General features: G+C 34.5%; 21 protein-coding genes. 9 read left to right on the top strand and 12 right to left on the bottom strand.

Going from position 1 to position 24303, the window contains the following annotated elements; genetic code table 11:
- Positions 1–33: 33 nt before the first annotated feature.
- From hisB to hisIE, 5 genes are read left to right on the top strand one after another with little or no spacing between them, the layout of a single operon-like run.
- Complete coding sequence (gene hisB, locus H1225_RS03575) at positions 34–1101, top strand: bifunctional histidinol-phosphatase/imidazoleglycerol-phosphate dehydratase HisB (RefSeq protein WP_072062838.1); 1068 nt, start codon at positions 34–36, stop codon at positions 1099–1101.
- Positions 1101–1691, top strand: coding sequence for an imidazole glycerol phosphate synthase subunit HisH (gene hisH / locus H1225_RS03570; protein WP_006537503.1), 591 nt, complete (start codon positions 1101–1103; stop codon positions 1689–1691). Before hisB ends, hisH begins: the two co-directional genes overlap by 1 nt.
- A 6-nt stretch (positions 1692–1697) precedes the next feature.
- Positions 1698–2435 (top strand): 1-(5-phosphoribosyl)-5-[(5-phosphoribosylamino)methylideneamino]imidazole-4-carboxamide isomerase, encoded by a 738-nt coding sequence (hisA, locus tag H1225_RS03565; protein ID WP_109847505.1) that lies wholly within the window; start codon positions 1698–1700, stop codon positions 2433–2435.
- The gene (hisF, locus tag H1225_RS03560) at positions 2417–3190 is read left to right on the top strand and encodes an imidazole glycerol phosphate synthase subunit HisF (RefSeq protein ID WP_006537505.1); all 774 of its coding nucleotides are present in this window, start codon (positions 2417–2419) and stop codon (positions 3188–3190) included. Before hisA ends, hisF begins: the two co-directional genes overlap by 19 nt.
- Complete coding sequence (hisIE, locus tag H1225_RS03555; protein ID WP_161669155.1) at positions 3190–3807, top strand: bifunctional phosphoribosyl-AMP cyclohydrolase/phosphoribosyl-ATP diphosphatase HisIE; 618 nt, start codon at positions 3190–3192, stop codon at positions 3805–3807. The genes hisF and hisIE overlap by 1 nt, the downstream gene beginning before the upstream one ends.
- Before the next feature lie 103 nt (positions 3808–3910).
- On the opposite strand, the gene yiaY is transcribed toward hisIE, so the two are convergent.
- Positions 3911–5062 (bottom strand): L-threonine dehydrogenase, encoded by a 1152-nt coding sequence (gene yiaY, locus H1225_RS03550; protein WP_115065198.1) that lies wholly within the window; start codon positions 5060–5062, stop codon positions 3911–3913.
- Positions 5063–5375: 313 nt separating this feature from the next.
- Here yiaY and H1225_RS03545 point away from each other — a divergent pair, with 313 nt between their 5' ends.
- Both H1225_RS03545 and H1225_RS03540 read left to right on the top strand, forming a co-directional pair.
- Positions 5376–5876, top strand: a complete 501-nt coding sequence (locus H1225_RS03545) for a YbaK/prolyl-tRNA synthetase associated domain-containing protein (RefSeq protein WP_109400803.1) — start codon at positions 5376–5378, stop codon at positions 5874–5876.
- Positions 5877–6403: 527 nt separating this feature from the next.
- Positions 6404–7738: a dicarboxylate/amino acid:cation symporter gene (locus H1225_RS03540; RefSeq protein ID WP_072062845.1), complete on the top strand. Its 1335-nt coding sequence runs from the start codon at positions 6404–6406 to the stop codon at positions 7736–7738.
- A gap of 438 nt (positions 7739–8176) precedes the next feature.
- Here the strand turns inward: H1225_RS03540 and H1225_RS03535 are convergent, their stop codons facing one another.
- The 8 genes from H1225_RS03535 to H1225_RS03500 form a co-directional block, all read right to left on the bottom strand.
- Positions 8177–9247 carry a hypothetical protein gene (locus H1225_RS03535; RefSeq protein ID WP_229096557.1) on the bottom strand — a complete coding sequence of 357 codons (1071 nt, stop codon included), beginning with the start codon at positions 9245–9247 and terminating at the stop codon, positions 8177–8179.
- A gap of 321 nt (positions 9248–9568) precedes the next feature.
- The gene (locus H1225_RS03530) at positions 9569–12112 is read right to left on the bottom strand and encodes a fimbria/pilus outer membrane usher protein (protein WP_239739454.1); all 2544 of its coding nucleotides are present in this window, start codon (positions 12110–12112) and stop codon (positions 9569–9571) included.
- A gap of 42 nt (positions 12113–12154) precedes the next feature.
- Positions 12155–12976 (bottom strand): fimbrial biogenesis chaperone, encoded by an 822-nt coding sequence (locus H1225_RS03525; protein ID WP_147280383.1) that lies wholly within the window; start codon positions 12974–12976, stop codon positions 12155–12157.
- Positions 12977–12983: 7 nt separating this feature from the next.
- Positions 12984–13715, bottom strand: coding sequence for a fimbrial biogenesis chaperone (locus H1225_RS03520; RefSeq protein ID WP_109847501.1), 732 nt, complete (start codon positions 13713–13715; stop codon positions 12984–12986).
- Between the two features lie 21 nt (positions 13716–13736).
- Entirely contained in the window at positions 13737–14300 is a 564-nt protein-coding gene (locus H1225_RS03515) for a fimbrial protein (protein ID WP_109847500.1), read from the bottom strand.
- 2 nt (positions 14301–14302) lie between these two features.
- Positions 14303–14857, bottom strand: a complete 555-nt coding sequence (locus H1225_RS03510) for a fimbrial protein (protein ID WP_115065196.1) — start codon at positions 14855–14857, stop codon at positions 14303–14305.
- Positions 14832–15527 carry a fimbrial biogenesis chaperone gene (locus H1225_RS03505; RefSeq protein WP_161669158.1) on the bottom strand — a complete coding sequence of 232 codons (696 nt, stop codon included), beginning with the start codon at positions 15525–15527 and terminating at the stop codon, positions 14832–14834. Before H1225_RS03505 ends, H1225_RS03510 begins: the two co-directional genes overlap by 26 nt.
- A gap of 103 nt (positions 15528–15630) precedes the next feature.
- Positions 15631–16212, bottom strand: a complete 582-nt coding sequence (locus H1225_RS03500; RefSeq protein ID WP_006537524.1) for a fimbrial protein — start codon at positions 16210–16212, stop codon at positions 15631–15633.
- A gap of 983 nt (positions 16213–17195) precedes the next feature.
- Between H1225_RS03500 and H1225_RS03495 the strand changes: the two genes are divergently transcribed.
- Positions 17196–17276, top strand: coding sequence for a hypothetical protein (locus tag H1225_RS03495; protein WP_082147309.1), 81 nt, complete (start codon positions 17196–17198; stop codon positions 17274–17276).
- Between the two features lie 56 nt (positions 17277–17332).
- Here H1225_RS03495 and gndA read toward each other — a convergent pair whose 3' ends face one another.
- The gene (gene gndA, locus H1225_RS03490) at positions 17333–18739 is read right to left on the bottom strand and encodes an NADP-dependent phosphogluconate dehydrogenase (protein WP_006537525.1); all 1407 of its coding nucleotides are present in this window, start codon (positions 18737–18739) and stop codon (positions 17333–17335) included.
- 244 nt (positions 18740–18983) lie between these two features.
- On the opposite strand from gndA, the gene H1225_RS03485 reads away from it, so the two are divergent.
- The gene (locus tag H1225_RS03485) at positions 18984–20564 is read left to right on the top strand and encodes a TerC family protein (RefSeq protein ID WP_006537526.1); all 1581 of its coding nucleotides are present in this window, start codon (positions 18984–18986) and stop codon (positions 20562–20564) included.
- 150 nt (positions 20565–20714) lie between these two features.
- On the opposite strand, the gene dcuC is transcribed toward H1225_RS03485, so the two are convergent.
- Complete coding sequence (dcuC, locus tag H1225_RS03480) at positions 20715–22076, bottom strand: anaerobic C4-dicarboxylate transporter DcuC (RefSeq protein ID WP_006537527.1); 1362 nt, start codon at positions 22074–22076, stop codon at positions 20715–20717.
- Between the two features lie 275 nt (positions 22077–22351).
- A complete protein-coding gene (gene asmA, locus H1225_RS03475) occupies positions 22352–24286 on the bottom strand; it encodes an outer membrane assembly protein AsmA (RefSeq protein ID WP_161724636.1) in 1935 nt (644 codons plus the stop codon).
- Between the last annotated feature and the right edge of the window lie 17 nt (positions 24287–24303).

Genomic DNA, 24303 nt, shown 5'->3' with positions numbered 1-24303 from the left:
ACAACAAAAAATCGCAACTGAAGGATCTCAACCATGAGCCAAAAAATTCTTTTTATCGACCGTGATGGTACTTTAATCACAGAACCCCCAACTGATTACCAAGTAGATAGACTTGATAAGCTTGCCTTTGAAAATGGCGTGATCCCCGCACTGACTGCGCTACAAAAAGCGGGTTATAAACTCATTATGATCACAAATCAAGATGGATTAGGCACAGAAAGCTTTCCTCAAGCAGATTTTGATCCTCCTCATAATTTAATGATGCAAGTTTTTTCTTCTCAAGGGATCTCATTTGATGACGTTTTAATTTGCCCTCATAAACCTGAAGATAACTGCCCTTGTCGCAAACCAGAAACAGGACTTGTCACCCAGTATTTAGTTGATGGCGCACTCGATAAAGATAACAGCTATGTCATTGGTGATAGACAAACTGATATTCAACTAGCTGAAAATATGGGCATCAAAGGCCTGCTTTATAATACAGATAAACTCAATTGGGCTGTTATTACAGAGCAACTAACTAAAAAAGATCGCTATGCCCACGTTGAACGAAAAACAAAAGAAACACAAATCGTGATCGATATTTGGCTTGATCGTGAAGGCAATAGTCAGATCAGCACAGGTGTTGGTTTCTTTGATCACATGCTTGATCAAATTGCCACACACGGTGGCTTTCGTATGAATATTAATGTGAAAGGTGATTTAGTGATCGATGATCACCATACTGTGGAAGATACCGGTCTTGCTTTAGGTGAAGCCTTACGCGAAGCATTAGGTGATAAACGAGGTATTGCTCGCTTTGGCTTTACATTACCAATGGATGAGTGCCTTGCAAGCTGTGCATTAGATATTTCAGGTCGTCCACACCTTGAATACAAAGCCGAATTTAAATATCAACGTGTCGGTGATTTAAGTACAGAGATGATCGAACACTTTTTCCGTTCACTCTCTTACACCATGGGTTGTACATTACACCTGAAATCAAAAGGCAAAAACGATCACCACAAAGCTGAAAGCTTATTTAAAGTCTTTGGTCGTACATTGCGCCAAGCCATTCGTGTTGAAGGCAATACTTTACCAAGCTCAAAAGGTGTTCTGTGATGAAAGTGGTTATTCTTGATACAGGTTGTGCCAATTTAGCCTCTGTCACTTACGCCGTTAAGCGACTTGGTTATGATCCCATTGTTTCCTATGAAAAAAACGTTGTGTTATCTGCGGATAAGCTCTTTTTACCCGGAGTCGGAACGGCTAAAGCAGCAATGGAACAACTCAAAGCACGTGAGCTAATTCCTTTAATTAAAGCATTAACACAACCTGTTTTAGGTATTTGTTTAGGCATGCAAATATTGGCTTCACTAAGCGAAGAAGGCAAAGATATTCCTTTATTAGGTTTAGTTGATGGCACCATAGATAAGCTTGATACGGCAGGATTACCACTACCTCACATGGGTTGGAACCAAGTATTAGCAAAACCTGGACATCCTCTGTTTCGTGAGCTTGGTGACGATGCTTGGTTCTATTTTGTTCATAGCTACGCTTTAGCACTCAATGAATCGACGATTGCAGAAACTGAATACGGCACTCGTTTTAGTAGCGCAATTCAAAAAGATAATTTTTATGGCGTGCAATTTCACCCAGAGCGTTCAGGGAAAGCAGGTGCTCAACTTATCAAGAATTTTTTGGAGATGTAACCCGTTATGATTATTCCAGCATTAGATTTAATTGAAGGGAAAGTCGTTCGTCTTCATCAGGGTGATTATGCCAAACAGCGCGATTATGATGATAATCCGCTGATACGCTACCAACAATATGAAAAAGAGGGTGCAAAATTACTTCACTTAGTGGATTTAACGGGAGCAAAAAATCCCTCTGCCCGCCAAATTCCACTGTTAAAAGAACTTGTTACTTGTGTCAATGTGCCTGTACAAGTGGGTGGTGGTATTCGCACTGAAGATGATGTGAAATCACTACTTGATGCAGGGGCAAGCCGTGTTGTTATTGGCTCTACCGCAATCAGTCAGCCCGAAATGGTAAAAACATGGTTCGAGCGCTATGGTGCGGAAGCCATTGTATTAGCCCTCGATGTTCGCATTGATAAACAAGGCAAAAAGTGGGTGGCAGTCAGTGGTTGGCAAGAAAACTCACCCTATACGCTTGAAGAGATCATCGAGCTTTATCAAAGTGTGGGTTTAAAGCATGTGTTATGTACCGACATTTCTCGAGATGGCACATTGGCGGGCTCTAACGTCGAACTGTATAAAGAAATTAGCCAACGTTTTCCTGATATTTTATTCCAAGCTTCAGGCGGTATTGGTGATTTACAAGATATCGCAGATCTTCCAGCATCCGGTGTTGCCGGTATTATTGTTGGTAGAGCATTATTAGAAGGCAAGTTTACATTAAAAGAGGCAATATCATGTTGGCAAAACGCATAATTCCTTGTCTTGATGTCCGAGATGGGCAAGTTGTTAAAGGTGTTCAATTTCGTAATCATGAAATTATTGGTGATATTGTCCCTCTTGCTGAACGCTATGCTAAAGAAGGCGCTGATGAACTGGTATTTTATGATATTACCGCCTCTTCTGATGGTCGAGTTGTTGATAAAAGCTGGGTGTCACGCGTAGCTGAAGTCATTGATATACCATTTTGTGTTGCTGGTGGCATTCGTTCCGTTGAAGATGCAGGAAAAATTCTCTCTTTTGGGGCTGATAAAATTTCGATTAACTCGCCTGCGCTTTCTGATCCAACATTGATTTCACGTTTGGCAGAACGCTACGGTGTGCAATGTGTTGTCGTAGGTATTGATACTTGGTTTGATGAAAAAACAGGTGAATACCTAGTTTATCAATTCACAGGTGATGAAAAACGTACTCAACAAACACACTGGAAAACACTTGATTGGATACGTGAAGTTCAAAAGCTAGGCGCAGGTGAAATTGTTTTAAATATGATGAATCAAGATGGCGTAAGACAAGGCTATGACTTGAAACAATTAGCTCAAGTGCGCCAAGTTGCAGATGTACCTCTTATTGCCTCTGGTGGTGCTGGCGAAATGTCACACTTTCTTGATGCCTTTAAATTAGCCAATGTTGATGGCGCACTTGCAGCGTCTGTTTTTCACAAACAAATTATTAACATTAACGAACTAAAACAATATCTTGCAGAAAATGACGTTAAGGTAAGAATATAATGAATAGTGAAACATTAGCGCAATTAGATTGGGAAAAAGTGGATAATCTCATGCCAGTTATTATCCAAAATGCCATTTCAGGTGATGTATTAATGCTAGGCTACATGAATAAAGAAGCGCTAGATGTGTCACTAAAAAGTGGAAATGTCACTTTCTATTCTCGCACTAAGCAACGTTTATGGACAAAAGGAGAAACATCAGGCAACTTTCTCAAGTTAGTCAATATTTATCCTGATTGTGATAATGATACTTTACTTATTTTAGCTAACCCGATTGGACCAACTTGCCATAATGGCACTGAGAGTTGCTTTGCTCCTGCACAAAGCCAGTGGGGATTTCTCTATGAGCTGGAAAATATATTACGTGAGCGTAAAAAAGCCTCACCAGATAGCTCGTACACTGCCCGCCTTTACGCCAGCGGTACAAAACGAATAGCTCAAAAAGTTGGAGAAGAAGGTGTAGAAACTGCATTAGCCGCTACAGTTAATGACAAAGAAGAGTTAAGAAACGAAGCCTCTGATTTGCTCTATCACTTAATGGTACTATTACAAGATCAATCATTATCACTCTCTGATGTAATAAGTTGTCTACAAGAGCGCCATAAAAAATCAGAGTAAATGAATTAACATTAATATGAAAAAGCCGATACTCCTAAAGTATCGGCTTCATTTTTGAAAAAAAGCAAAAAAATGACTTAATTACCTTTTTATTTCCTGCGTATTACATTGCTTGGCGGAATAACTCGATAACATCACTTTCAGTACCCTGAACAGGGTTAGTAATTGCACAAGCATCTTTCAGCGCATTTTCAGCTAATGTTTTAAAGTCTTCTTCTTTTACACCTAACTCTTTCAGACCTGATGGAATACCAACATCTTTAGCCATTTTACGAATTTCTTCAATACATGCCTTCGCACCTTGCTCATCGCTCATTGCTGAAACATCAACACCCATCGCTTGTGCGATATCTTTTAAACGACCTGCTGCTGCTTGAATGTTATAAGCTTGAACATGTGGTAATAGAACCGCATTACACACACCATGAGGTAAGTTATAGAAACCACCTAATTGGTGAGCCATAGCATGTACATAACCTAAAGAAGCATTATTAAATGCCATACCAGCTAAGAACTGAGCGTAAGCCATGCTTTCACGCGCTGCCGCATCACCACCATTATCAACCACTTTACGTAAAGATTCGCTGATCATAGTGACAGCTTTTAATGCACACGCATCAGTGATTGGATTAGCAGCAATTGAAACATATGCTTCTACAGCATGAGTTAACGCATCCATACCTGTTGCAGCGGTTAAACCTTTTGGCATACCTATCATTAATTCTGAATCATTTACAGATAAAAGTGGTGTAACGTTTTTATCAACAATAGCCATTTTAATATGACGTACCGTATCTGTGATGATACAAAAACGTGTCATTTCTGACGCAGTACCTGCTGTAGTATTAATTGAAATTAGTGGTAATTGCGGCTTTTCAGAACGGTCAACACCTTCATAATCTGCAATTTTTCCACCATTAGAAGCCACTAACGCGATACCTTTAGCGCAGTCATGTGGAGAACCACCACCTAAAGAAATCACACAGTCACATTGATGTTCTTTCAGCAGCGCTAAACCTGCTTCTACGTTTTCAACAGTAGGATTTGGTGCTGTGCCATCATAAGTCACACTTGAAATGCCTGATTCAGTCAATAATTTACTGACCTTATCGACAACACCCAATTGATTTAAAATACTATCAGTAACGATTAAGGCTTTATGAAAACCAAAATCTTTCATTGAACTTACAGCTTCAGCAAGACAACCAGCACCAATTTTATTTACAGAAGGGATATAGAATGTTGAAACTGCCATTATTGACTTCCTTTTTAGTAATTAAATCTATGTTTTAATATGTTCTATTCTTTTTATTCTTAAATTGATCATCATCAAAATAATGAATAAATATCAATTTATTTATAATAATAGTATACAAATATAATATTGGTATTCTAATTACCCTATTAATTCAATAGGATAATACTATTAACATATTATTATTTGTAATAAAATAATTTGAAAAGCTTATCAAAATAATCAAAACCAACTATAAACATCACAGCAGAATATTTTTTTTAAAGTCGTATAATGACTCTAATAAATAATCAATTAGATTCAGGAGTCATTGATGTCTTTGACTATTTTTGAGCAACTTACTGCTTTATTAGATAAAAACCACGCTACTTACCGTATTATGGAACACCTTACCGCAGGTCGTTCTGAAGAAGTTGCAAAAATCAGAGGAACACAATTAGGACAGGGAGCAAAAGGACTTGTTTGCCATATAAAAGGTAATGGCATTAAACAGCATGTTCTTGCAATATTACCCGCCGACAAACAAGCTGATCTAACAAAACTCGCTCACCAAATTGGTGGAACAAGAGCATCACTGGCAAGCCCTAAAGAAGTGGATGATCTTACTCAATGCGTATTTGGCGCAATACCGCCTTTTAGTTTTCATCCTGCATTAAAGCTTGTGGCCGACCCTCTACTTTTTGAACGTTTTGATGAACTCGCTTTTAATGCAGGTACATTAGAGCGTTCTATTATTCTTAATACACAAGATTATAAGCGTATTGCACAGCCTGAATTAATCTCTTTTATTCGAGATGAAGAAAACCAACAATAAAAACATTTAACCTATTTTTAACAATTACCCTAATCGAAGGGTAATTGTTATTATAATAACTATTCTTTCTGAAGGCTTATTTGTTTGTTAGTTAACGTTTTATTTAAATTAATGAATTTATCGTTAGTTAATTCCCATTTAAAATAAATTTAATAAAAACAAATAATTGACGACACATTCTTTCCTTAAATCCTCTTTTTCATAATTATTTACATTTAAATCATTTTATTCACCAAAAAATAAAATCAAATACACAACCCATTAAATAAATATGATAAATCAAAACAAAACATAGATTCATTAACCTATTGATATAAGAAAAATAAATTTCAAAAATAGCGATAAATTGAAATTAAATCTAATTTTTTAGATGAAGAGCACAATATTTGATAAAATCAACTTTATTTTATTGACCTGATTTACTCATACCTTTAAGTTACCTGTTACAACAAAATAAATGTAAATAATAATTTACATCATAATTTCTTTTTTATTTAGTCAATATCTTTCAGTTACAGGGAATTTTTATGCAGACTTCATCCCGCAAGCTCCCCCTTTATCGTGTGTTATATATTCAAGTTATTATTGCTATCATTTTCGGTATTCTATTAGGGCATTTTTACCCTGATGTTGGTGAATCCTTTAAACCACTAGGTGATGGATTTATCAAAATTGTAAAAATGATCATTGCACCGGTTATCTTCTTAACTGTAGTAACGGGTATTGCAGGTATGAATAACATGAAAGCAGTCGGAAAAGTGGCTGGTAAATCAATGATTTACTTCCTAACATTTTCTACGATTGCACTTGTGATTGGATTAATCACTGCCAACATTATTCGTCCTGGTGATGGCTTAAACATCTCTCCTGAATCATTAGATAGTAGCCGAGTAGAAATGTATGTCGCTCAAGCACATAGTTCTTCTCTTGTTGATTTTTTAATGAATATCATCCCTGACACTATCGTTAGCCCTTTAGTTAACGGCAATATCTTACAAGTATTGTTTGTTTCTGTGATTTTTGGTCTAGCATTAGCATCAATCGGCTCACAAGGTGAACCTGTATTAAAATTCTTACAGCATCTTTGTGCTCCTATCTTTAAGATGGTTAGTATGCTAATGAAGTTAGCACCTATTGGTGCCTTTGGTGCCATGGCTTTTACAATAGGCAAATATGGTATTTCTTCTATTGGCAATTTAATGTTGTTAGTCATTACTTTTTATCTTACTGCATTACTTTTTGTTCTCGTTGTATTAGGCGCTGTAGCTAAATATAACGGCTTCTCCATTCTCTCTTTAATCAAATACATTAAAGATGAGTTATGGTTAGTATTAGGTACCTCTTCATCTGAAGCCGCGCTACCCACGTTAATGAATAAAATGGAGAGTTTAGGCTGTAAAAAATCGGTTGTCGGCTTAGTTATTCCAACGGGTTACTCCTTTAATTTAGATGGCACTAATATCTATATGACCATGGCGGCCTTATTTATTGCACAAGCAACGGGCGTAGATTTGTCATTAACAGAACAGATTACATTACTCTTTGTTGCCATGATCAGTTCAAAAGGTGCTGCAGGTGTCACGGGGGCTGGTTTTATTACTTTAGCAGCAACATTATCGGTTGTTCCTAGTGTTCCCGTTGCTGGTATGGCGCTTATCTTAGGCATCGACCGCTTTATGTCAGAGTGTCGCGCTTTAACCAATATTGTGGGTAATGCCTGTGCTTGCATTGTTGTCGCACGATGGGAAAATGCCTTAGATAAAGAAAGAATGAATGATGTTTTTAGTGGAAGAATATCCAGAGAAGACTTTGCTGATGATAATTTAGTTTCTGAGAATAAAAGTATAAAAAACTATTATTAAAAATAATAATCAGTTATTTCTATCTAATTAATTATTTAAAATATAGGGGAAGTTACTCAAACTGCTGAGTATAAATTCTTCCCCTAAAATAGATAATTATTTAAACCTAGTAATCTTGAATGGGTAATAAGTGAAATTGGCGCCTCTCTTTTTGATGTTTCAGGCGTATTTTATATGCTTAAAGGAATGGATTCTTGTGATAAGAAAAGTATTATCGAATCCACTCGCAGAATACTAAATAGTATGGTTAAAGATAATTTACTTGAAAGAGCGTCTAGTTACGAAAGATGACAAACCTTTCACAGACATCTTAAAAAATCAACATTACATAAAAAGCCATCAATCAATATTAACTCATTGAAGTAACATCTAATAACTGAATTATAAACCGTACTCCAATATATTAATTGATGGCTACAAATAAATTAAAATTGTGCTTTATTCAACCAGAATAGAAACATCTATACTCCCTTTATAATTATTGGCAGGGACATTACCTTGAGCACAAAGATTAAATGATAATGATTTCATTAAAGAACTATCTTTATAAGAACCCAACTGTTTTCCATTATAAAATTCAAAAGCATTCGAATCATTTTTATTACAAATGGCATCAGTTACCGATTTTTCACCGTCAGAAACGGAAATGTAAGGCGCTACTTCGTTAGCATTTAATGGATTATCTGGCTTCATCTTCATGCCTGTCTTGCTTGAATCAACTAATTCGCCAAAAGGTTTTAATGAAACATAGAGACTTCCATTGTTAGGGCAAGACACCATAATACCAGCTAGATATTTATCAAGTAATTTAGGTGAGCTATATTGCTTAGCTAATTGAGGTGCAAACTGTATATTAGTTGAACTCATCGGTGTCACATTACACTTTTTTAAAACATGAATAGGGCCATCATCAAATGAAAAAGGAACCGTATCTACGATATACCCATCACCACCTGTCTTAGGTTGTGCTGCCGACCAATATAAAGGGGCAACAAAATCATAAATACCTGGTTTTACATTGCCAACAGCATAAATAGAATAAGATTTTATACGTAATTGTGAACTCTGGAACCGCGTATAAAACCCATACCAACATAATGGACCATTGGTAAGAATAGTATCGCTCTTTTCACCTGTAATTGAGCTCGCATTTCCTCGATTTAAATTAATATAAGCGTAATGAGGTGTACCACGGTCATTAGGTACATGTTCAATTACTATTGTGCCATTAATCGCAGCAACTAGATAATTTGTTTTATTTTCCTCAGGACTTGCATTTTTATTATACAGTCTCAGACCATATTCACCGTCCTGTCCTCCAGGTAACGGAAATAGAAAATTCCCTACCGCATTATTACCTTTATTACAATAACTTCTGGTATTGTTAACGCCTGTCGTCCCTTGATCTCGGTTAGCGTTACTAACTTTCACTCTTAGGTAAGACTGCGTAGGATAAAATTCTCCAATATATCCCGTACTACCATCAGGAACAGTAAGTGCATAAGTCATCTGAGAAAATGATATTAATAGTAAAAAAAAGCTTATCTTAGTAAATTTCATTTTACAGTTTCCGCTTTACATTTTAAAATTTATTACCACGTTAATGATAATTTAATTGAATATTTAAGGGTTGAGTCATCCTTAATAGAGTTATATTTATAATATAATTAGCAATATTACTCTTATTTTTATATTATCTGCTCTTCTTTCATTTCATACATTATTCACCCTTAATTATTTTAGTCTCTATACCTAAAATTAAACCGAAAACTCACCGCATTAGAATAGTCAATTTCATTAAGTATATTAAAACGTTATTGTGTTATAAATTTATTCACAAATGACATTAACATTTCTAATTGGATTATCATTTATAGTCATTTTATCTAATCCGGAGTAAACAAATTTACAAGTATTTTTATTCTTACCCCACTCAATATCTATCTGACCTGAATTAGGTAGACCACTCATATAAAGATTTTGAGAATTATCAACTAGCCCATTATTAGGTAATTCATTTAATTCATCTTTAGTATTAAGCGTCGCCACAGCCCCAAATGGAATTTTTTTAGTGGAATTACTCAAATTAAAAATAACTTGGTAGCCTACCTTTGTATTAAATGATTTGGCAAGCACAGCACCTGCTGTTGGATATACATTCATTGATGTATTAGTAAAAGTAACATCATCAGGTAATGTATTTACATCTATGGCTATAACATTTCGGTTGTATTCAGAAAGTTGAGTAACAACGGCGTTATCGAAATAATCAAAGCTTTGTCCAGTAGTTAACTCGCCTCCTCTTGCGTTTTCAGCACTCACTACAGCAATATTTGAACCTAATAATGGTGATAATGTTACTCCTTTAGAGTGTGCAACCACCCCACCACTTAAATTAGCATTAATATTTTGATTATTTCGGGAGTAACTATAACCTAGTCCAGCATTAATAATATTACCAGAATAATTAGTGTTGAGACTGCCACCATAATCTGAGTTAACATTATTATATTGTTGATAAACACCATAAGCTAATTTATTGTCTAGCGCCCCACCTGTGATACCCACTTGTTGATAAGTATTATGGTTATTATCAGTGGTTAACATATAATTTGCTGACATAGAGCTAAACCTTTCAGCATTGGATAATACACTGAACGGCATACTCATGGTAAAGTTTAGTCGATGATTCTCTGGCCAATTATTACTGGCTGTTTTTAGCCGATCGATACTGTAATCCACGTTAAAATTGATATTTTTTATATTGGTATTATAACCAACACTTAATGTTGTATTTTTATTATCATTTCCCCAATAATTCGTTCTTGCTCCCCTCAAATAAATAGAGCCATAGTAGCCTAAAGACTGAGAAATAGTTGTTTGAAAACTTGAACGCTGTCTATAACCTAACCAAGGGGCTATATTATCTTTTAAATTATAACCATAACCGTTAAAGTCTGAAAAAGAGTAATAATCTGATGTTGAATATCGTAATGTTGTTAAATCAAAAGATGTTCCTGTTGATAACATACTTTTCGAATAGCGTAGGCGGTAAGATTTACCTGTATAAGTGTTATCTAGTTTCGCACGAGATAAAGTCACATCAGTAGAAAGAGCACCAAATGAGCCTAAAGAGAAGCCAGTACCAACGACCAGAGAAGAATAATCTTTAGCGAGTAACGCACCACCATATAATGTAATATTTTTTGGTAAACCATAAACTAAAGTTCCTAATACGAAATTACTTTTCTTAGAATTTTCTCGTATTGAACCATCATATTTACCAGCAGCAAATTCATACTCAAACTGCCCTTCGCGAGTCATCAATGGTAAAGATGAATAAGGTTGTGTCATAACCCGTTTAGAACCATCTTCTTCTTCGATAGTAATTTCTAAATCCCCAGAGTTACCACTAGCTGGGATATCTTCAATTTTAAAATTACCAGGAGCTACAAATGTTTGATAGATAATATTACCATTTTGGCGAATAGTAACTGTCGCATTAGAATTAGCAACCCCCGAAACAACAGGCGCAAATCCGCGCATGCTACTAGGTCTCATTAACACATTAGTTGCTAAAGAGATCCCTTTCATTGGAATACTATCAAATAAATTACCACTCGTACTAACTTCACCCATTTTTAAAGTTGATGCGAGATGATTGATTGCCCGCATAATATAGGTATTAGAGAATTTGGAATAAGTATTTTTAAAATTTACATTATTTTCCGATTTTACAGAGTCTTTAGAATAACTATAAGTTGTACGTAAACGCCATGGACCAATATTTGCCCCACCATTTAAATTAACATATACATTAGAACTATTTGATGTACCTGAAGACGTTTGTTTATTCCTAGAAAAGTTAGCCATATAGTTAAATAATAAGGCAGTAACCCCATCATCTAATAGCTCAGGAGGAATTTCCCCACCAAAAGAACTTTTCATATAAACTTGAGGGATTGAAATATTTAGCGTTAACTGACTAATATCTTCAGTTAATTTAGCATTAGGAATATACTGTTCTATATTAAAAATAACAGTATCATCAGCTAACCCTTTTAAATCTTTTATTTTATCTACATCAACACCAAATAGTTGTAATAATTTAGGTGTTAATGTTGGTATAACTTTACCCTGATCATTCTTTTCAAACTTTATATCATAATCTCCCATAGGAGATAAATTAACATTAACGTTTAAATTATAAGTTCCTACTGAAAGTGTATTTTCCTGATAAAACTGACTTAAATCAATATCTTCTGATCCTTGCATTAATAAATTAGGATCAAAGTAATTATCAGCTTTAGCTAGAGATGGCATAGTAAGGTATAAAATACAAATAAAATTTGTAAATCCCTTTATATTATTCAATTTAAAACACTTCATAATCTTATGCCATTCCTTAAATTGTTATTAAATGTTACTCTCTAAACGATGAAGTTTTAGATCAAGCATATTTTCATCACTTAGTTGCCAATAAATATCACCAGAAACATTAGGTGGAATCACTAAATTTTTCTGACTAAATGGAGGTAAAAAAATAGGTCTTCCTTTTTCAAAATATAAAGGTGTTTCACCTACTAAAACCTTAGAAAAAGTGATATATAAAGGAGAGTTATTAGTTAATAAAATAGATGAACCCTCTCTTTTTATAACTATTTTTTTATCGGACTCTACTTTTTCTACAGAGAGTTCTTCAATACTTTTAGGCCTATAAATTAATTTAAAAAAAAATGTCGGTGTTACTACTAAAGATGTTTCTTTTTTATCATCACTATTTTTTCTTTCTTTTTCTTCTGGAATTGCTCTTAATGCAATCCAAAATAAAGTTTCTCTGTCTTCTGGTAATTTTTGATTTTTATATTCATTACTAGAACGTTTTATTCTCCAACTAAAAGCTGAATTAGGTGCTAACTTGTATAAAGGAGGTAAGATAATAAAAGGAACTTCATTACCTAAATTATTAGGATTATTTTTTTGATTATCATTTTCAAAAATAGAAGTTTCTATTAAGTAATTGATATCATTATTATTAGATAATTCTATGCTTACACCATTACTAGATTCATTATAAATATAATTTTTTAAAGAAAAACTAATCCCTGTATCGATATTGCTATTTTGCATTAAATGAATATCACTAGCCAATGTACTTTTATAGAAGAACATTAGCATAAAAGTTAAAATCAACACCTTTATATTAAATATATTTTTGGGAATATTAGTTTTTTTCATAATAATGTTATCTATTGTTTTTTTCAATTAAGGATTGTGAATAAACAGATGAATATCCACCAAAATCATCAATAATTTGCCAACTAACATCTTTCACTTTTTCATTATTATCTAAAGCTATTTCCGATAATGGCGGAACCATTACTGGGATAGGTGAAGAATATAAAACTCCATTTAATTTTAATTGAGATAGTGACATAAAATATGGACTAGGGTTTTTTATCACCAGTTTGTTATTAACTAATGAAAAGGATAGTTTATCAGCAAAATCACTACTACTCTTTTCAAGCAATGATTCAGGGCGATAAAATAATTTTATTACAAATCTTGTAACAACAGTAATTTCTGTATTTATTTCGCTCTTTTCTTGACTATTTATTTTTTTACTTTCTGGTATTAACTGTATTGCTATAAAAAAAACAGACTCTTTATCCTTAGGTAAATGTGATAATGACTGAGGTAAAATTTTCACTGTACTTGATAGATTAGGCTCGACTCTAACAAGTGGCGGAATAATAATAAAACTATTATCAATTTGTTGATTATTCAGTGTCAAGTTTATTTGGCTTTGTGCTAAGTAAAGATTAGGAGAATTATTATAAATAACAACACTTTTACTTTTATCTGTTGCTTTAAAAATAACACGGGTCTGTTTTAAAGAAACGCCCGCAATAGTGTATAAAGAAAAACTAGAAATAAATAAATAGATTATACACTTTATTAATAATATTTTTTTCATATCTCCTACTTTATTTATCTTTTAGTTAACATAGTAACTTAATGTCACAGAAGCTGTAAATAAACCAATATCTGGTTCGCAATTTTCAGTTTTACAGCGAAGAGATGCTGTTAATTGTTTCTTTTCAGCTTCTGATTTTATATTATCCCACACAATAGAATTAGGATCAGGTGCCGCAGAATTAGAAGTATTGACTGAGAATACTCTATTATTAGCAACGTCCTTTATCTGAACACCAATATTACCATCTGCTTTATTATTAAAAAAATTAGTTGTATCTGCTAATGTGTTTCCTTGAGAAATATATATGCTAACATTACTTAAATCTTTTGATGTGCATTTTTGTAAACCTATAGTAAAAGGAATATTAATTGAATCATTTTTGATATCTATTGAAGACACAATCCCTGTATCAGGTGTTTTTGATAAAATAATACTCTCAGGTGTTTCAACATCACATGTATTTTTAAAAAATTGCACAGAGAAATTATATTTAATAGAATCTTGTGATGATGCTATTAAAGGGAATAGATATAGAGTGAGAAATAAAATAATTACTTTCTTTTTAAATTTAATTAATTTCATATTCACTCCTGAATATATTCTAATATTACAGCAGCATTGGATATACCTGATGTAACATTTTCAGCTCTTTTCACAAAACTGACTTTATAATTTATCCCAATTAAACTATCAGAATTAGTTGTAAATATTGTTTTATTCTCTACATCTACTTTCTGACAGTTTAAATTTTCACCATCACATACAGTTAATTTAAATCCAGTATTAGTTTTATCATTGGAGCCGAAAAAAACACCATTATCAAAATTTGTACCAGAAGCAGGTTTAGCTGTTAACGTTATATTTTTTTCACTACCTTCGGGAAAGTCTTTACATCTTATTAGATATGAAAAACTTTTAGAATCAATAGATTCCATAATGGATTTTTTTTCAACATCACTGACAATATAATATTTGTTAAAGTCAATTGACTTATTTAAATCATTAGAACTATCAAACTCACAAGTTCCGGCTATAACAGTTGTTTTAAAATTTATTGTTCCGTTAGCAATCGTAAAATTAAAATAAAAGATAGCTATCAAAATTGTACAAGTTCTAATTAATTTTCTGAGAAAACTCATCTAGGCCTCCCAAATCATTAAATACACTCCATTTCACCATACCTTTTTGCTTAATTGTTGAAAATGTCGATGTTGAAAAAGGGTAAAGAATGTTATTCTCTTTATTAAGTTTTATAGCTACTTTATTTATAGTTAGTGATGCGAGATTAATATGGTATGGTGTATTATTCTCAACTACTAACTGAGAACCATTAAATGTAAACTTTGGTTTTGAAAAAGCCATACTTGGTGACATTGATAAACCTTTTGGACGATAAAAAAGTTTAATTACATTTTCTAAACCAATATTCATACCATCTTCATTATTTTTTGATTCAGGAATATTGCGTGAATGAAAATAATAGAGAGATTCTCTGTCTTTCTGAAAATTATTATTAGAAACAACCTGAATCTTTACTGCATTATAACTATTTGGTTGTGCTTTAAATAAATTAGGCGTAATTAAAAACAAACCTTCCATTGGTCTATTTTCGTCATATTTCTTAGTAATATAATTTGCGACTAGATATGGCTTACTACTTCTATTTTGGATATTTATAGCTGTGCTTTTACCCTCTTCCATAACAATCCTTGTTTGACTTAAACCAACCCCGCCTTCCTGAGCCAATACAGGCTGAACAAAAAAGAGAGTTAAAAATAAGCTAAAGAAGATGGATGAAAACTTGAACATAGTCATACCTTAATTTTTAATATAGGGAATAACTAATGAGTTAGTTTATCCCCTAATTATTTTATATAGTTAATGCCTACTCTAAAGAGCAAAGTTTTTCTTATTAGTCGTATGCAACACTAAATGTAACAGGCACATTAATATCTTGTGCTTTCAGTGTGTCACCTTTTACTGTGGTCATTAACCCAGCAGTTACAGGTACAACGAACTCAGTTTCACCTTCTTTTGCATTCAGTACGGCCACTGATTCATTTGGTGTTAATTCAGTATTAAGCATACCTTCATAGTTTGATGTTAATTTAACACCAACCTGTGTAGCTGTAGAACTTGAGAATAAATCATTGTGACCAGCCAGAGTGTTACCTGTAGCAATTATTGTTACTGGAGTTTCTACAGCTTGACCTTCTTCACCAGCGCTTCCTGGGAATACTTTAGTGCAGTTATTTAGCACTAAGTTAAATCCTTTTTCTGCGATAGGAGTAGAAATATCACCAGTAGTAAGTGAGCCAATAGCATGAGTACCTAAATCTACTTTCGCTGTATTTGCACTAATGTCACAAGTTGCAGTCACTAAACGCGCAGTAAAGTCTACTTTCGCATTTTCAGCCGCCATTGATTGACTAGATACGCCAGTCAAAACTAGAGCCATAGTAATTAAGCTTAATTTAGATTTTAATGCATTCATATTTATATACCTTAATTTTAAGAAGTAATGCTAGTAATAAATAAATACTAGTTAATCATCATTATATAAAACGCATTGATAAGTTTTTTATTAACCAATCAATATTTAATTACTATAATAAATATTAATAAAACTTCAATTACTCAAAAAAAGAATGCTTTGATATATTCATTAAATAATCAATTATTTATATTATTCTTAATAATTAATTATTAAGAATTATCCTAATAAGCAATATTAATCTGATTATCATTAAATGATTTTTTTATTTATATATAGGATTAGATATTAATTTGATTATCATTAAATGATTTTTATTTATATATAGAAATAAATATTAATAATTAACTTTAGCATATATTTATTTTAAGTAAGAAGGCGTTAAAAATTGTTTATTGCTTTTTTAGATTAGTACCTTAAACATCCTGACCTTCATAAATATAAAAAATAGATAAAAATGACAATCATAGTTCGATATATTGACTTGAAGGAGACGATCTAGTTAACCAGCAAAATTAAGCAATAATTTTGGAGAATGTACGCAAAATGAAATTAGTTCTCTATCCACCAAAAAAACAAAATACAGTGCATTTCTAGGCCTTGTAGTATTCAATATATTATACTGACTATTAACACCTTTAATTTATTAAAATTTATAATATACTCCCGATTATATCTCTTTTTATTTTGTGATGAAAAAATTAAGAGATTCAAAATCCAGTTTTCCCAGAGCTACCAGTATTGCAAAAATATCATTGATAATAATTTATTTATAGATAATGAAACACCAACTAGAAATAAACATAACTTTGTTTTTCCATAACACTATCTAAAATAATGATGATATATCGTGTTACTTTTTGCTATGCTTCTATAGATTTACGTGTTTGGTGAAGAAGTTAATCCGTGCAGAAAGAAAGGCTAATGCAGGTGAATGACTAATACCGACATATCGGTTAAATAACAGTCAAAAATCACCTAGGATGATCCATCTAAATGATTTAGCATTTTATATAGACCAGCAAAGAGACGAGGCTATAATTGAATTTAATCGCTCAAAATAAAAAAGGTGCTGTATTATCAGCACCCCTAGATACTATAAACTAATTGTTTTAATGTTTTATTCCATCCACTCAGTGTGGAATACACCATCTTTATCAGTACGTTTATAAGTATGCGCACCAAAGTAGTCACGCTGAGCTTGGATTAAGTTTGCTGGTAACACTTCTGCACGATAGCTATCATAGTAAGAAATAGCCGCCGAGAATGTTGGAGTAGGAATACCTGCTTGTACTCCATAACAAACAACATCACGCAGAGCTTGTTGATAATCGTCTGCGATTTGTTTGAAGTATGGCGCTAATAGCAGATTTGCAATACTTGCATTTTCGTTATAAGCATCTGTAATCTTTTGCAGGAATTGAGCGCGAATAATACAACCCGCACGGAAAATCTTGGCGATTTCACCGTAATTTAAATCCCAGTTATATTCATCTGATGCTGCTTTTAGTTGCTGGAAACCTTGAGCATAAGAGACAATTTTACCTAAATACAGTGCGCGACGAACATTCTCGATAAAGGCTTTTTTATCACCTGAGAATGCTTTAGGTGTTGGGCCTGATAGTACTTTAGATGCCGCAACGCGTTGATCTTTTAGTGAAGAGATATAGCGAGCAAACACAGACTCAGTGATAAGAGTCACTGGTACACCTAAGTCTAAAGAGCTTTGGCTAGTCCATTTACCGGTACCTTTATTTGCCGCTTCATCAAGAATAACATCTACAAGGTATTTACCTTCATCATCTTTTTTACGGAAAATATCAGCTGTTATTTCAATCAGATAGCTACTTAATTCACCTTTATTCCACTCGGTAAAAGTTTCTGCTAATTCTTCGTTAGTCAGACCTAAAGAGTGTTTTAATACAGAATAGGCTTCTGCTATCAGCTGCATATCACCGTATTCGATACCGTTGTGAACCATTTTTACATAGTGACCTGCACCATCAGCACCGATATAAGTGACACAAGGTTCACCTTCAGCAACAGCCGCAATCTTTTCAAGGATTGGAGCAACTAATTCGTAAGCTTCTTTTTGTCCACCTGGCATGATTGAAGGACCTTTTAATGCGCCTTCTTCACCACCAGAAACACCTGTGCCGATGAAATTGAAGCCTTGCGCTGATAACTCTCTGTTACGACGAATAGTATCTTTAAAGAAAGTATTTCCGCCATCGATAAGGATATCACCTTTATCTAAATGCGGTGTCAATGCAGCAATTGTTTTATCCGTTGCTTCACCCGCTTTTACCATTAATAAAATACGGCGCGGTTTTTCTAACGAATCAACAAACTCTTCAATAGAATAATTCGGAACCAGTTTTTTACCTGGATTTTCAGCGATAACGTCGTTGGTTTTATCGCTTGAGCGGTTGTAAATGGATACAGAATAACCACGGCTTTCAATATTTAGCGCAAGGTTACGTCCCATAACTGCCATACCAACCACGCCGATTTGCTGTTTTGACATGAAAATAACTCCCGTCTGAAAATAAACCTGCCAGTATCAATGTACTGACAATTTGTTAACCTGATCACATAGTAACTCACTCTCTCACTTGGTGGTAGTTATTGATGTAATTGGTATCACAATCTTTTAGACAAAATGAAATTATTCCCCTACTACTAATAATAATTTATTGAAAAATTCCTTCAAATTGCTCATTATTCTCAAGTCGGCATATGCCGTCTTTATAGAAGGTAAAACAAACTGTATGGAATGGATCTTGGATCCGACAATCTGGGTAGGACTGTCCACCCTAATTGTTCTCGAAATCGTACTTGGTATTGATAACCTTGTTTTCATTGCTATTCTGGCAGATAAACTCCCAGCAAAACTAAGAGATAGAGCTCGTATAACAGGGCTATTATGTGCCTTAGTAATGCGTGTCGTGTTGTTATTTAGCCTTTCTTGGCTTATCACTCTGACAAAACCTCTTATTACACTGTTTGATCATCCTTTCAGTGCAAGAGACTTAATTATGCTGCTCGGAGGGTTATTCTTGCTGTTCAAAGCCACGATGGAGCTTAATGAACGGTTAGAAGGTAAAGATCACGACGAAGGAAAACAACGCAAAACGACCCGCTTTTGGTCTGTCGTTGCACAAATTATCGTGCTGGATGCGGTATTTTCGCTTGACTCAGTGATAACCGCTGTGGGTATGGTTGATCATTTAGGCGTAATGATTGCGGCTGTTACTATTGCAATGTTCTTGATGATCCTTGCAAGTAAGCCTCTAACAAGTTTCGTCAATAATCACCCAACCATTGTTATCTTGTGTTTAAGCTTCTTGCTGATGATTGGTTTTGCATTAGTTGCCGAAGGCTTTGGCTACGCCATTCCAAAAGGTTATCTATATGCAGCGATCGGCTTCTCTATCATGATAGAAGTCTTTAATCAGCTTGCACAATTTAACCGCCGCCGTTTCTTATCTGCTTCTCGCTCTTTACGTGAACGTACAGCAGAAGCGGTTCTACGTATTATTAATGGTAAGCCCGAATCTTCTGAATTAGATCCTCACACATCTGATTTAGTCTCCAGCTCAGAAGAAGTGTTTGATCCTCAAGAACGCCAAATGATTGTGCGTGTGCTTGGTTTAAGCCAACGTAACGTCAACAGCATTATGACGTCTCGTCATGATGTTGAATACGTAGACTTAAATGCAACACAAGATGATATCCGCCAATTATTAGAGAAGGATCCCCACTCTCGTCTGGTGATCACTGATGAACAACATAGTGATGAACCTATCGGCGTGGTTAATGTTATTCAACTACTGAATCAACAGTTACGTAATGAGCCTCTAAACTTACGTTTATTAGTCACTCAACCTTTGATTTTCCCTGAAGGTTTATCCTTGCTGCAAGCGTTAGAACAGTTCCGTAGTGCTCACACTCACTTCGCTTTTGTTGTAGATGAATTTGGCTCAGTGGAAGGTATTGTCACATTAACTGACGTTATGGAAACTATCGCGGGTAACTTACCGGTCAGTTCTGAAGAAAACGATTCACGCCACGACTTGGTTCAAAATGAAGACGGTTCATGGACTGTTAATGGCTTTACACCACTTGAAGACTTAGTGCTTTATATTCCAATCAAATTGGATGAAAAACGTGAGTATGAAACCTTAGCAGGTTTATTAATGGAGCATTTACAACGTGTTCCAACTGTTGGTGAGAAGATCCTTATTGATGGCATTGAATTTGAGCCGTTAGAAGTGAACCACCATCGAATTAATAAAGTCCGAATTGTTGAACCCACACCAGAAAACGAAGAGAACGTTGACGAAGCGTAATCCCCGTCAAATAGCAAAATATCCGCTTTAAAGGCGGATATTTTTTATCTGTATCTTATAAAGATAAAAAAATGGACTTTGCCAATTAATAACAAAGCCCACCAATAAAATTTAAAACAATAATTTTAGATTAATTTAATGAGTTAGTAATTAACCTAGTGTACTTGGTACAAGAATTTCAGTCGCAACAATCACGATAACTAGGCCGACTAATACGGGTACAGAAACACGTTTCATCACTTCAAACGGTGAAATTTTTGCCATACCTGATACTGCAACCACTACACCAGAGACCGGTGATAATGTACGTCCTAAGTTTGAAGCTTGTAACATAGGAATAGTTAAGTAAGCAGGATTAACCCCCATATTGCTTGCTAAACGAGGAATTAATTCAACAAATGCATAGAATGGCGCATTACCAGAGCCTGTTGTCATTGCTGCTAACATGGTAATTAAGACCAGTGCAATCATCATCACAATCGCCCCCGAACCTAATGATTGAGCACCTTCAATTAACGCATTGATAAAGCCAACTGTTGTTAAACCTTGAGCAAATACCCCGGCCGCCACTAATAACATAACAACTTGAGCAAAGGCATCGGCCATGCCGCGATAAGCAACTTCTAAACCTTCAAAAACTTGTTTTGCGCTAAAGCTACGAATAAATTCGATAACAGCCGCTAAAATCATACAGATAATAATAATGGCGACGATATGTAATTCTGGCAACCATTTACCATCAAAGACAAGAACGCCGATAATTGGCGTGAAAGGTAAAATCGCATAGAAACTTGGTGCGTGAGTTTTGATTTCATTCACGTCTAACATTTCAGTTTCAATGTGCTCTTTGCGGTCAAGGTAACGTTGCCAGAAGAAGTGCGCAATACACATACCAATGATTGCAGCAATAGAGATAGGTAATGTGGTTTTAAATGCGAAATCAATTAGCGGCATTTTAGACGCTTCTGCAGCTAAAATAACATCACCTGATGTTGGTGCTAAAATAATAGAAGCTGGAGACGCACAGATTGCAGCAGCCGCTCCGCGGCTAATTCCCATATTCACCATAACAGGGAACAATGTTGCCATTAATAACACACCTAAACCTGTCGCTGATGAAACAGCCAGTGACATCAAACATGCAACAATGTAAGCCGCAACCATTAGCAGATAAGGTGAGTTGATCATTTTCAGCGGGCGTGATGCTAATTTAACAACAACATCATTAGCGCCGATGTGAGTCATATAAGAAGCAAAACCACAAAGTATCATGATCATCATACCTAAATCGCCACCACGGCTCATTAGTAGATTTTTCACATACTCAACAATATCGATTAAACCATAACCTGTCGCAGTTGCGCTTGCTGGTAAAACGGTTCTTCCCATAATAACGCTGATGATCAGTAATAACAGACCACCCGTCATTAAAACACCTGTTGGTGAATAGCCTTTTACAATATAACGTCCAACACCAACAGCAACGAAGGCGCCGATAAGAATTTCGATCATTTATTTATCCTGTCTAACATAGTCATTTATAAAATGAAGTTTTTTATTTTTATCATCATTTTTGCGTTTAGTGTGATTGACACACTCTGCCCAAAGGCAACGTTCCAGTGTATGACATATATCAAAAAAAACGACTATTTTTTTGTATATACATAGCATGAATGCTTACTTTTCATTCAAAATATAAATTAAATGATAGATATAAAGCAAAAAGAACACAATTATCAAAATAGTGTGCTTTTATTAAGAGTGTGATGAAGTTAAAAATTGTGAAATTAGATTTTCTTCAATAGTTGATTAAGTGCTTTTACTTCAGGACTTTCCGCATCTTGTTTATTTAGCCAATTATCGATAGCTTGCTTGGCTTTTTGCTGTAATTGGTCGCGCAATAATTTTTCAATATTAAGTTCATATTGAATAGCATTCCAATCACCATAGAGCCTTAATGGAATTTCAATTTTAGCCAATTGACGAATAAAATCGTTTTCTTTACCCCAACCTTTTTTAATATTAACCAGTAACATCACATCAAGATCATGACGTTGAAGGTTAACTTTACCCTGCCCTTTAATTTGATAAGCCTCTGCTTGCGCATCAAGTGAATTAATGGTTACTTTCCCTTTGGGCGCTAATTTAAATTGGGCAATCACATTATCTGCTTGGGTATAACTTTCGACATCCTCAGGGTAAATCACTTTATCCGTCGCTTGAGCGACAGATTGCTGAATAACCTGTGGTACATTTAATCCTTGCATTTTAAATTGAGTAACAGATGTATTAAGCGTACCTTGCCAATAATTATAAAAAGCTTTTCGGTTATATCCCGTTCCTTCTAAATTTCCTTTTGCTGAAATTAATCCACTGAAATTTTCAGGCTGATTAAACGCACGCAGTAGAGGTTGTAACGGAATATTATTCATTGTGATATCCATACTAATATGTGCCGGCACAATACTTGTAGAAATCACGGTAGGAAGTGAAAAATCACCCTGAAGAATTTTTCCTGTTAAAGTTTGAACATTCAGCGAGTTAGGATTATTTAGCGCATCAAGTTTAAAATCATTAATCTCTAAATCTTTATAAAGAAGCTTATTCAGTGCTAATTTCAGCGTAAATTCAAGATCACCCCAATGCGTTAAATCATATTCTTTATTTTCAATAGTTACTGAAGTAATAACTGGCTTGGCCATAATCGTAGCATTTGGTGCTGGAGCCGCGTGCGCAGTGTTAAATAATGAAAATGATGATGGTGTCTTATTATCTTTAGGGGACAATGATGCAGTTTCAGTTGTTTTAGCCGCAACTAACGCTGGTAACAAGGTATTTAAATTTAATTGTTCACCTTTTAAATCAACCTGATAACGTGTTTTATTTGCAAACTCCGCACTGACACTACCTTGTAATTGACTGTCATTAGCAGTGAGATTTAGGTTATTAAGTGAGATTTTTCTCACACCTTCATTTTGGATATGAAAATCTGAAGTTAAACTTCCTGCAATTCCATTTTCAGGGATCCCAACTCCCGATAAAGCGTAATCTAACTGTGTGATATTACCTGAAACTTGGTAAGGATAGCTTTTCATATCTGCATCAGCGGCAATATTTAGCGTGATCTCACGACGGTCACGATTCACTTTCGTGCTCATTTCAAGACTAACTTGTTTTTTCTCGTCTGTTTTCAACGATAGGTTAATATCACGTAAATTAAGCTGCTCGCCATCTTTCATTTGCCAAATAATTAAGCTATCTGAAATATTCACTTTGGCGATATTCAACTGCCAATTATTGGTTTTAGGTTCAATCACTTGACGAGAAATATCTCGAGGAGTAGACGGTGGTAATATTTTAGGAATTGCCTTACTTTCAGGTGTTTGGCGAACCACGGCACCTTTAAGCATAACTTCTTTTACTTCAAGTTGATGAGAAAGTAGCGGCAATAACTCAACATCAAGACGCATATTATCTGCTGTGACCAAAGGCATTTCAGCGCCAGGTGCTGTCAATGACATTTTACCACTGATAATGCTTAATTTTGGCCACACATGCCAACGCATATCATCTTGTAATGTGAGTTTGTAACCGCTTTGTTTCTCAACCCTTTCAATAAGGTACCCACGGAAATCATTCGGGTTAATGAGTAAAACTAACGCTGTCAAGCCTGCCAAAATAACCACAAGCAAAATAGCCAGTGTTGTCAAAAACCTTTTCATATAATTACCCGTTTAGT

The organism is Proteus penneri, from assembly GCF_022369495.1.
Classification (GTDB): Bacteria; Pseudomonadota; Gammaproteobacteria; order Enterobacterales; family Enterobacteriaceae; genus Proteus; species Proteus penneri.
The sequence above is the reverse complement of the archived record's forward strand: the minus strand, read 5'-3'. Positions and strand labels throughout refer to the sequence as shown.

Bases quoted from the DNA above. Each gene is read 5' to 3' on its own strand.
- hisB (WP_072062838.1), top strand. From the start codon at position 34: ATGAGCCAAAAAATTCTTTTTATCGACCGTGATGGTACTTTAATCACA.
- H1225_RS03545 (WP_109400803.1), top strand. From the start codon at position 5,376: ATGTCTTTGACTATTTTTGAGCAACTTACTGCTTTATTAGATAAAAAC.
- H1225_RS03540 (WP_072062845.1), top strand. From the start codon at position 6,404: ATGCAGACTTCATCCCGCAAGCTCCCCCTTTATCGTGTGTTATATATT.
- hisH (WP_006537503.1), top strand. From the start codon at position 1,101: ATGAAAGTGGTTATTCTTGATACAGGTTGTGCCAATTTAGCCTCTGTC.
- H1225_RS03510 (WP_115065196.1), bottom strand. From the start codon at position 14,857: ATGAGTTTTCTCAGAAAATTAATTAGAACTTGTACAATTTTGATAGCT.
- gndA (WP_006537525.1), bottom strand. From the start codon at position 18,739: ATGTCAAAACAGCAAATCGGCGTGGTTGGTATGGCAGTTATGGGACGT.
- hisIE (WP_161669155.1), top strand. From the start codon at position 3,190: ATGAATAGTGAAACATTAGCGCAATTAGATTGGGAAAAAGTGGATAAT.
- H1225_RS03515 (WP_109847500.1), bottom strand. From the start codon at position 14,300: ATGAAATTAATTAAATTTAAAAAGAAAGTAATTATTTTATTTCTCACT.
- yiaY (WP_115065198.1), bottom strand. From the start codon at position 5,062: ATGGCAGTTTCAACATTCTATATCCCTTCTGTAAATAAAATTGGTGCT.
- hisA (WP_109847505.1), top strand. From the start codon at position 1,698: ATGATTATTCCAGCATTAGATTTAATTGAAGGGAAAGTCGTTCGTCTT.
- H1225_RS03525 (WP_147280383.1), bottom strand. From the start codon at position 12,976: ATGAAAAAAACTAATATTCCCAAAAATATATTTAATATAAAGGTGTTG.
- H1225_RS03520 (WP_109847501.1), bottom strand. From the start codon at position 13,715: ATGAAAAAAATATTATTAATAAAGTGTATAATCTATTTATTTATTTCT.
- H1225_RS03535 (WP_229096557.1), bottom strand. From the start codon at position 9,247: ATGACTTATGCACTTACTGTTCCTGATGGTAGTACGGGATATATTGGA.
- hisF (WP_006537505.1), top strand. From the start codon at position 2,417: ATGTTGGCAAAACGCATAATTCCTTGTCTTGATGTCCGAGATGGGCAA.
- H1225_RS03495 (WP_082147309.1), top strand. From the start codon at position 17,196: ATGATCCATCTAAATGATTTAGCATTTTATATAGACCAGCAAAGAGAC.
- H1225_RS03500 (WP_006537524.1), bottom strand. From the start codon at position 16,212: ATGAATGCATTAAAATCTAAATTAAGCTTAATTACTATGGCTCTAGTT.
- H1225_RS03485 (WP_006537526.1), top strand. From the start codon at position 18,984: ATGGAATGGATCTTGGATCCGACAATCTGGGTAGGACTGTCCACCCTA.
- asmA (WP_161724636.1), bottom strand. From the start codon at position 24,286: ATGAAAAGGTTTTTGACAACACTGGCTATTTTGCTTGTGGTTATTTTG.
- dcuC (WP_006537527.1), bottom strand. From the start codon at position 22,076: ATGATCGAAATTCTTATCGGCGCCTTCGTTGCTGTTGGTGTTGGACGT.
- H1225_RS03505 (WP_161669158.1), bottom strand. From the start codon at position 15,527: ATGTTCAAGTTTTCATCCATCTTCTTTAGCTTATTTTTAACTCTCTTT.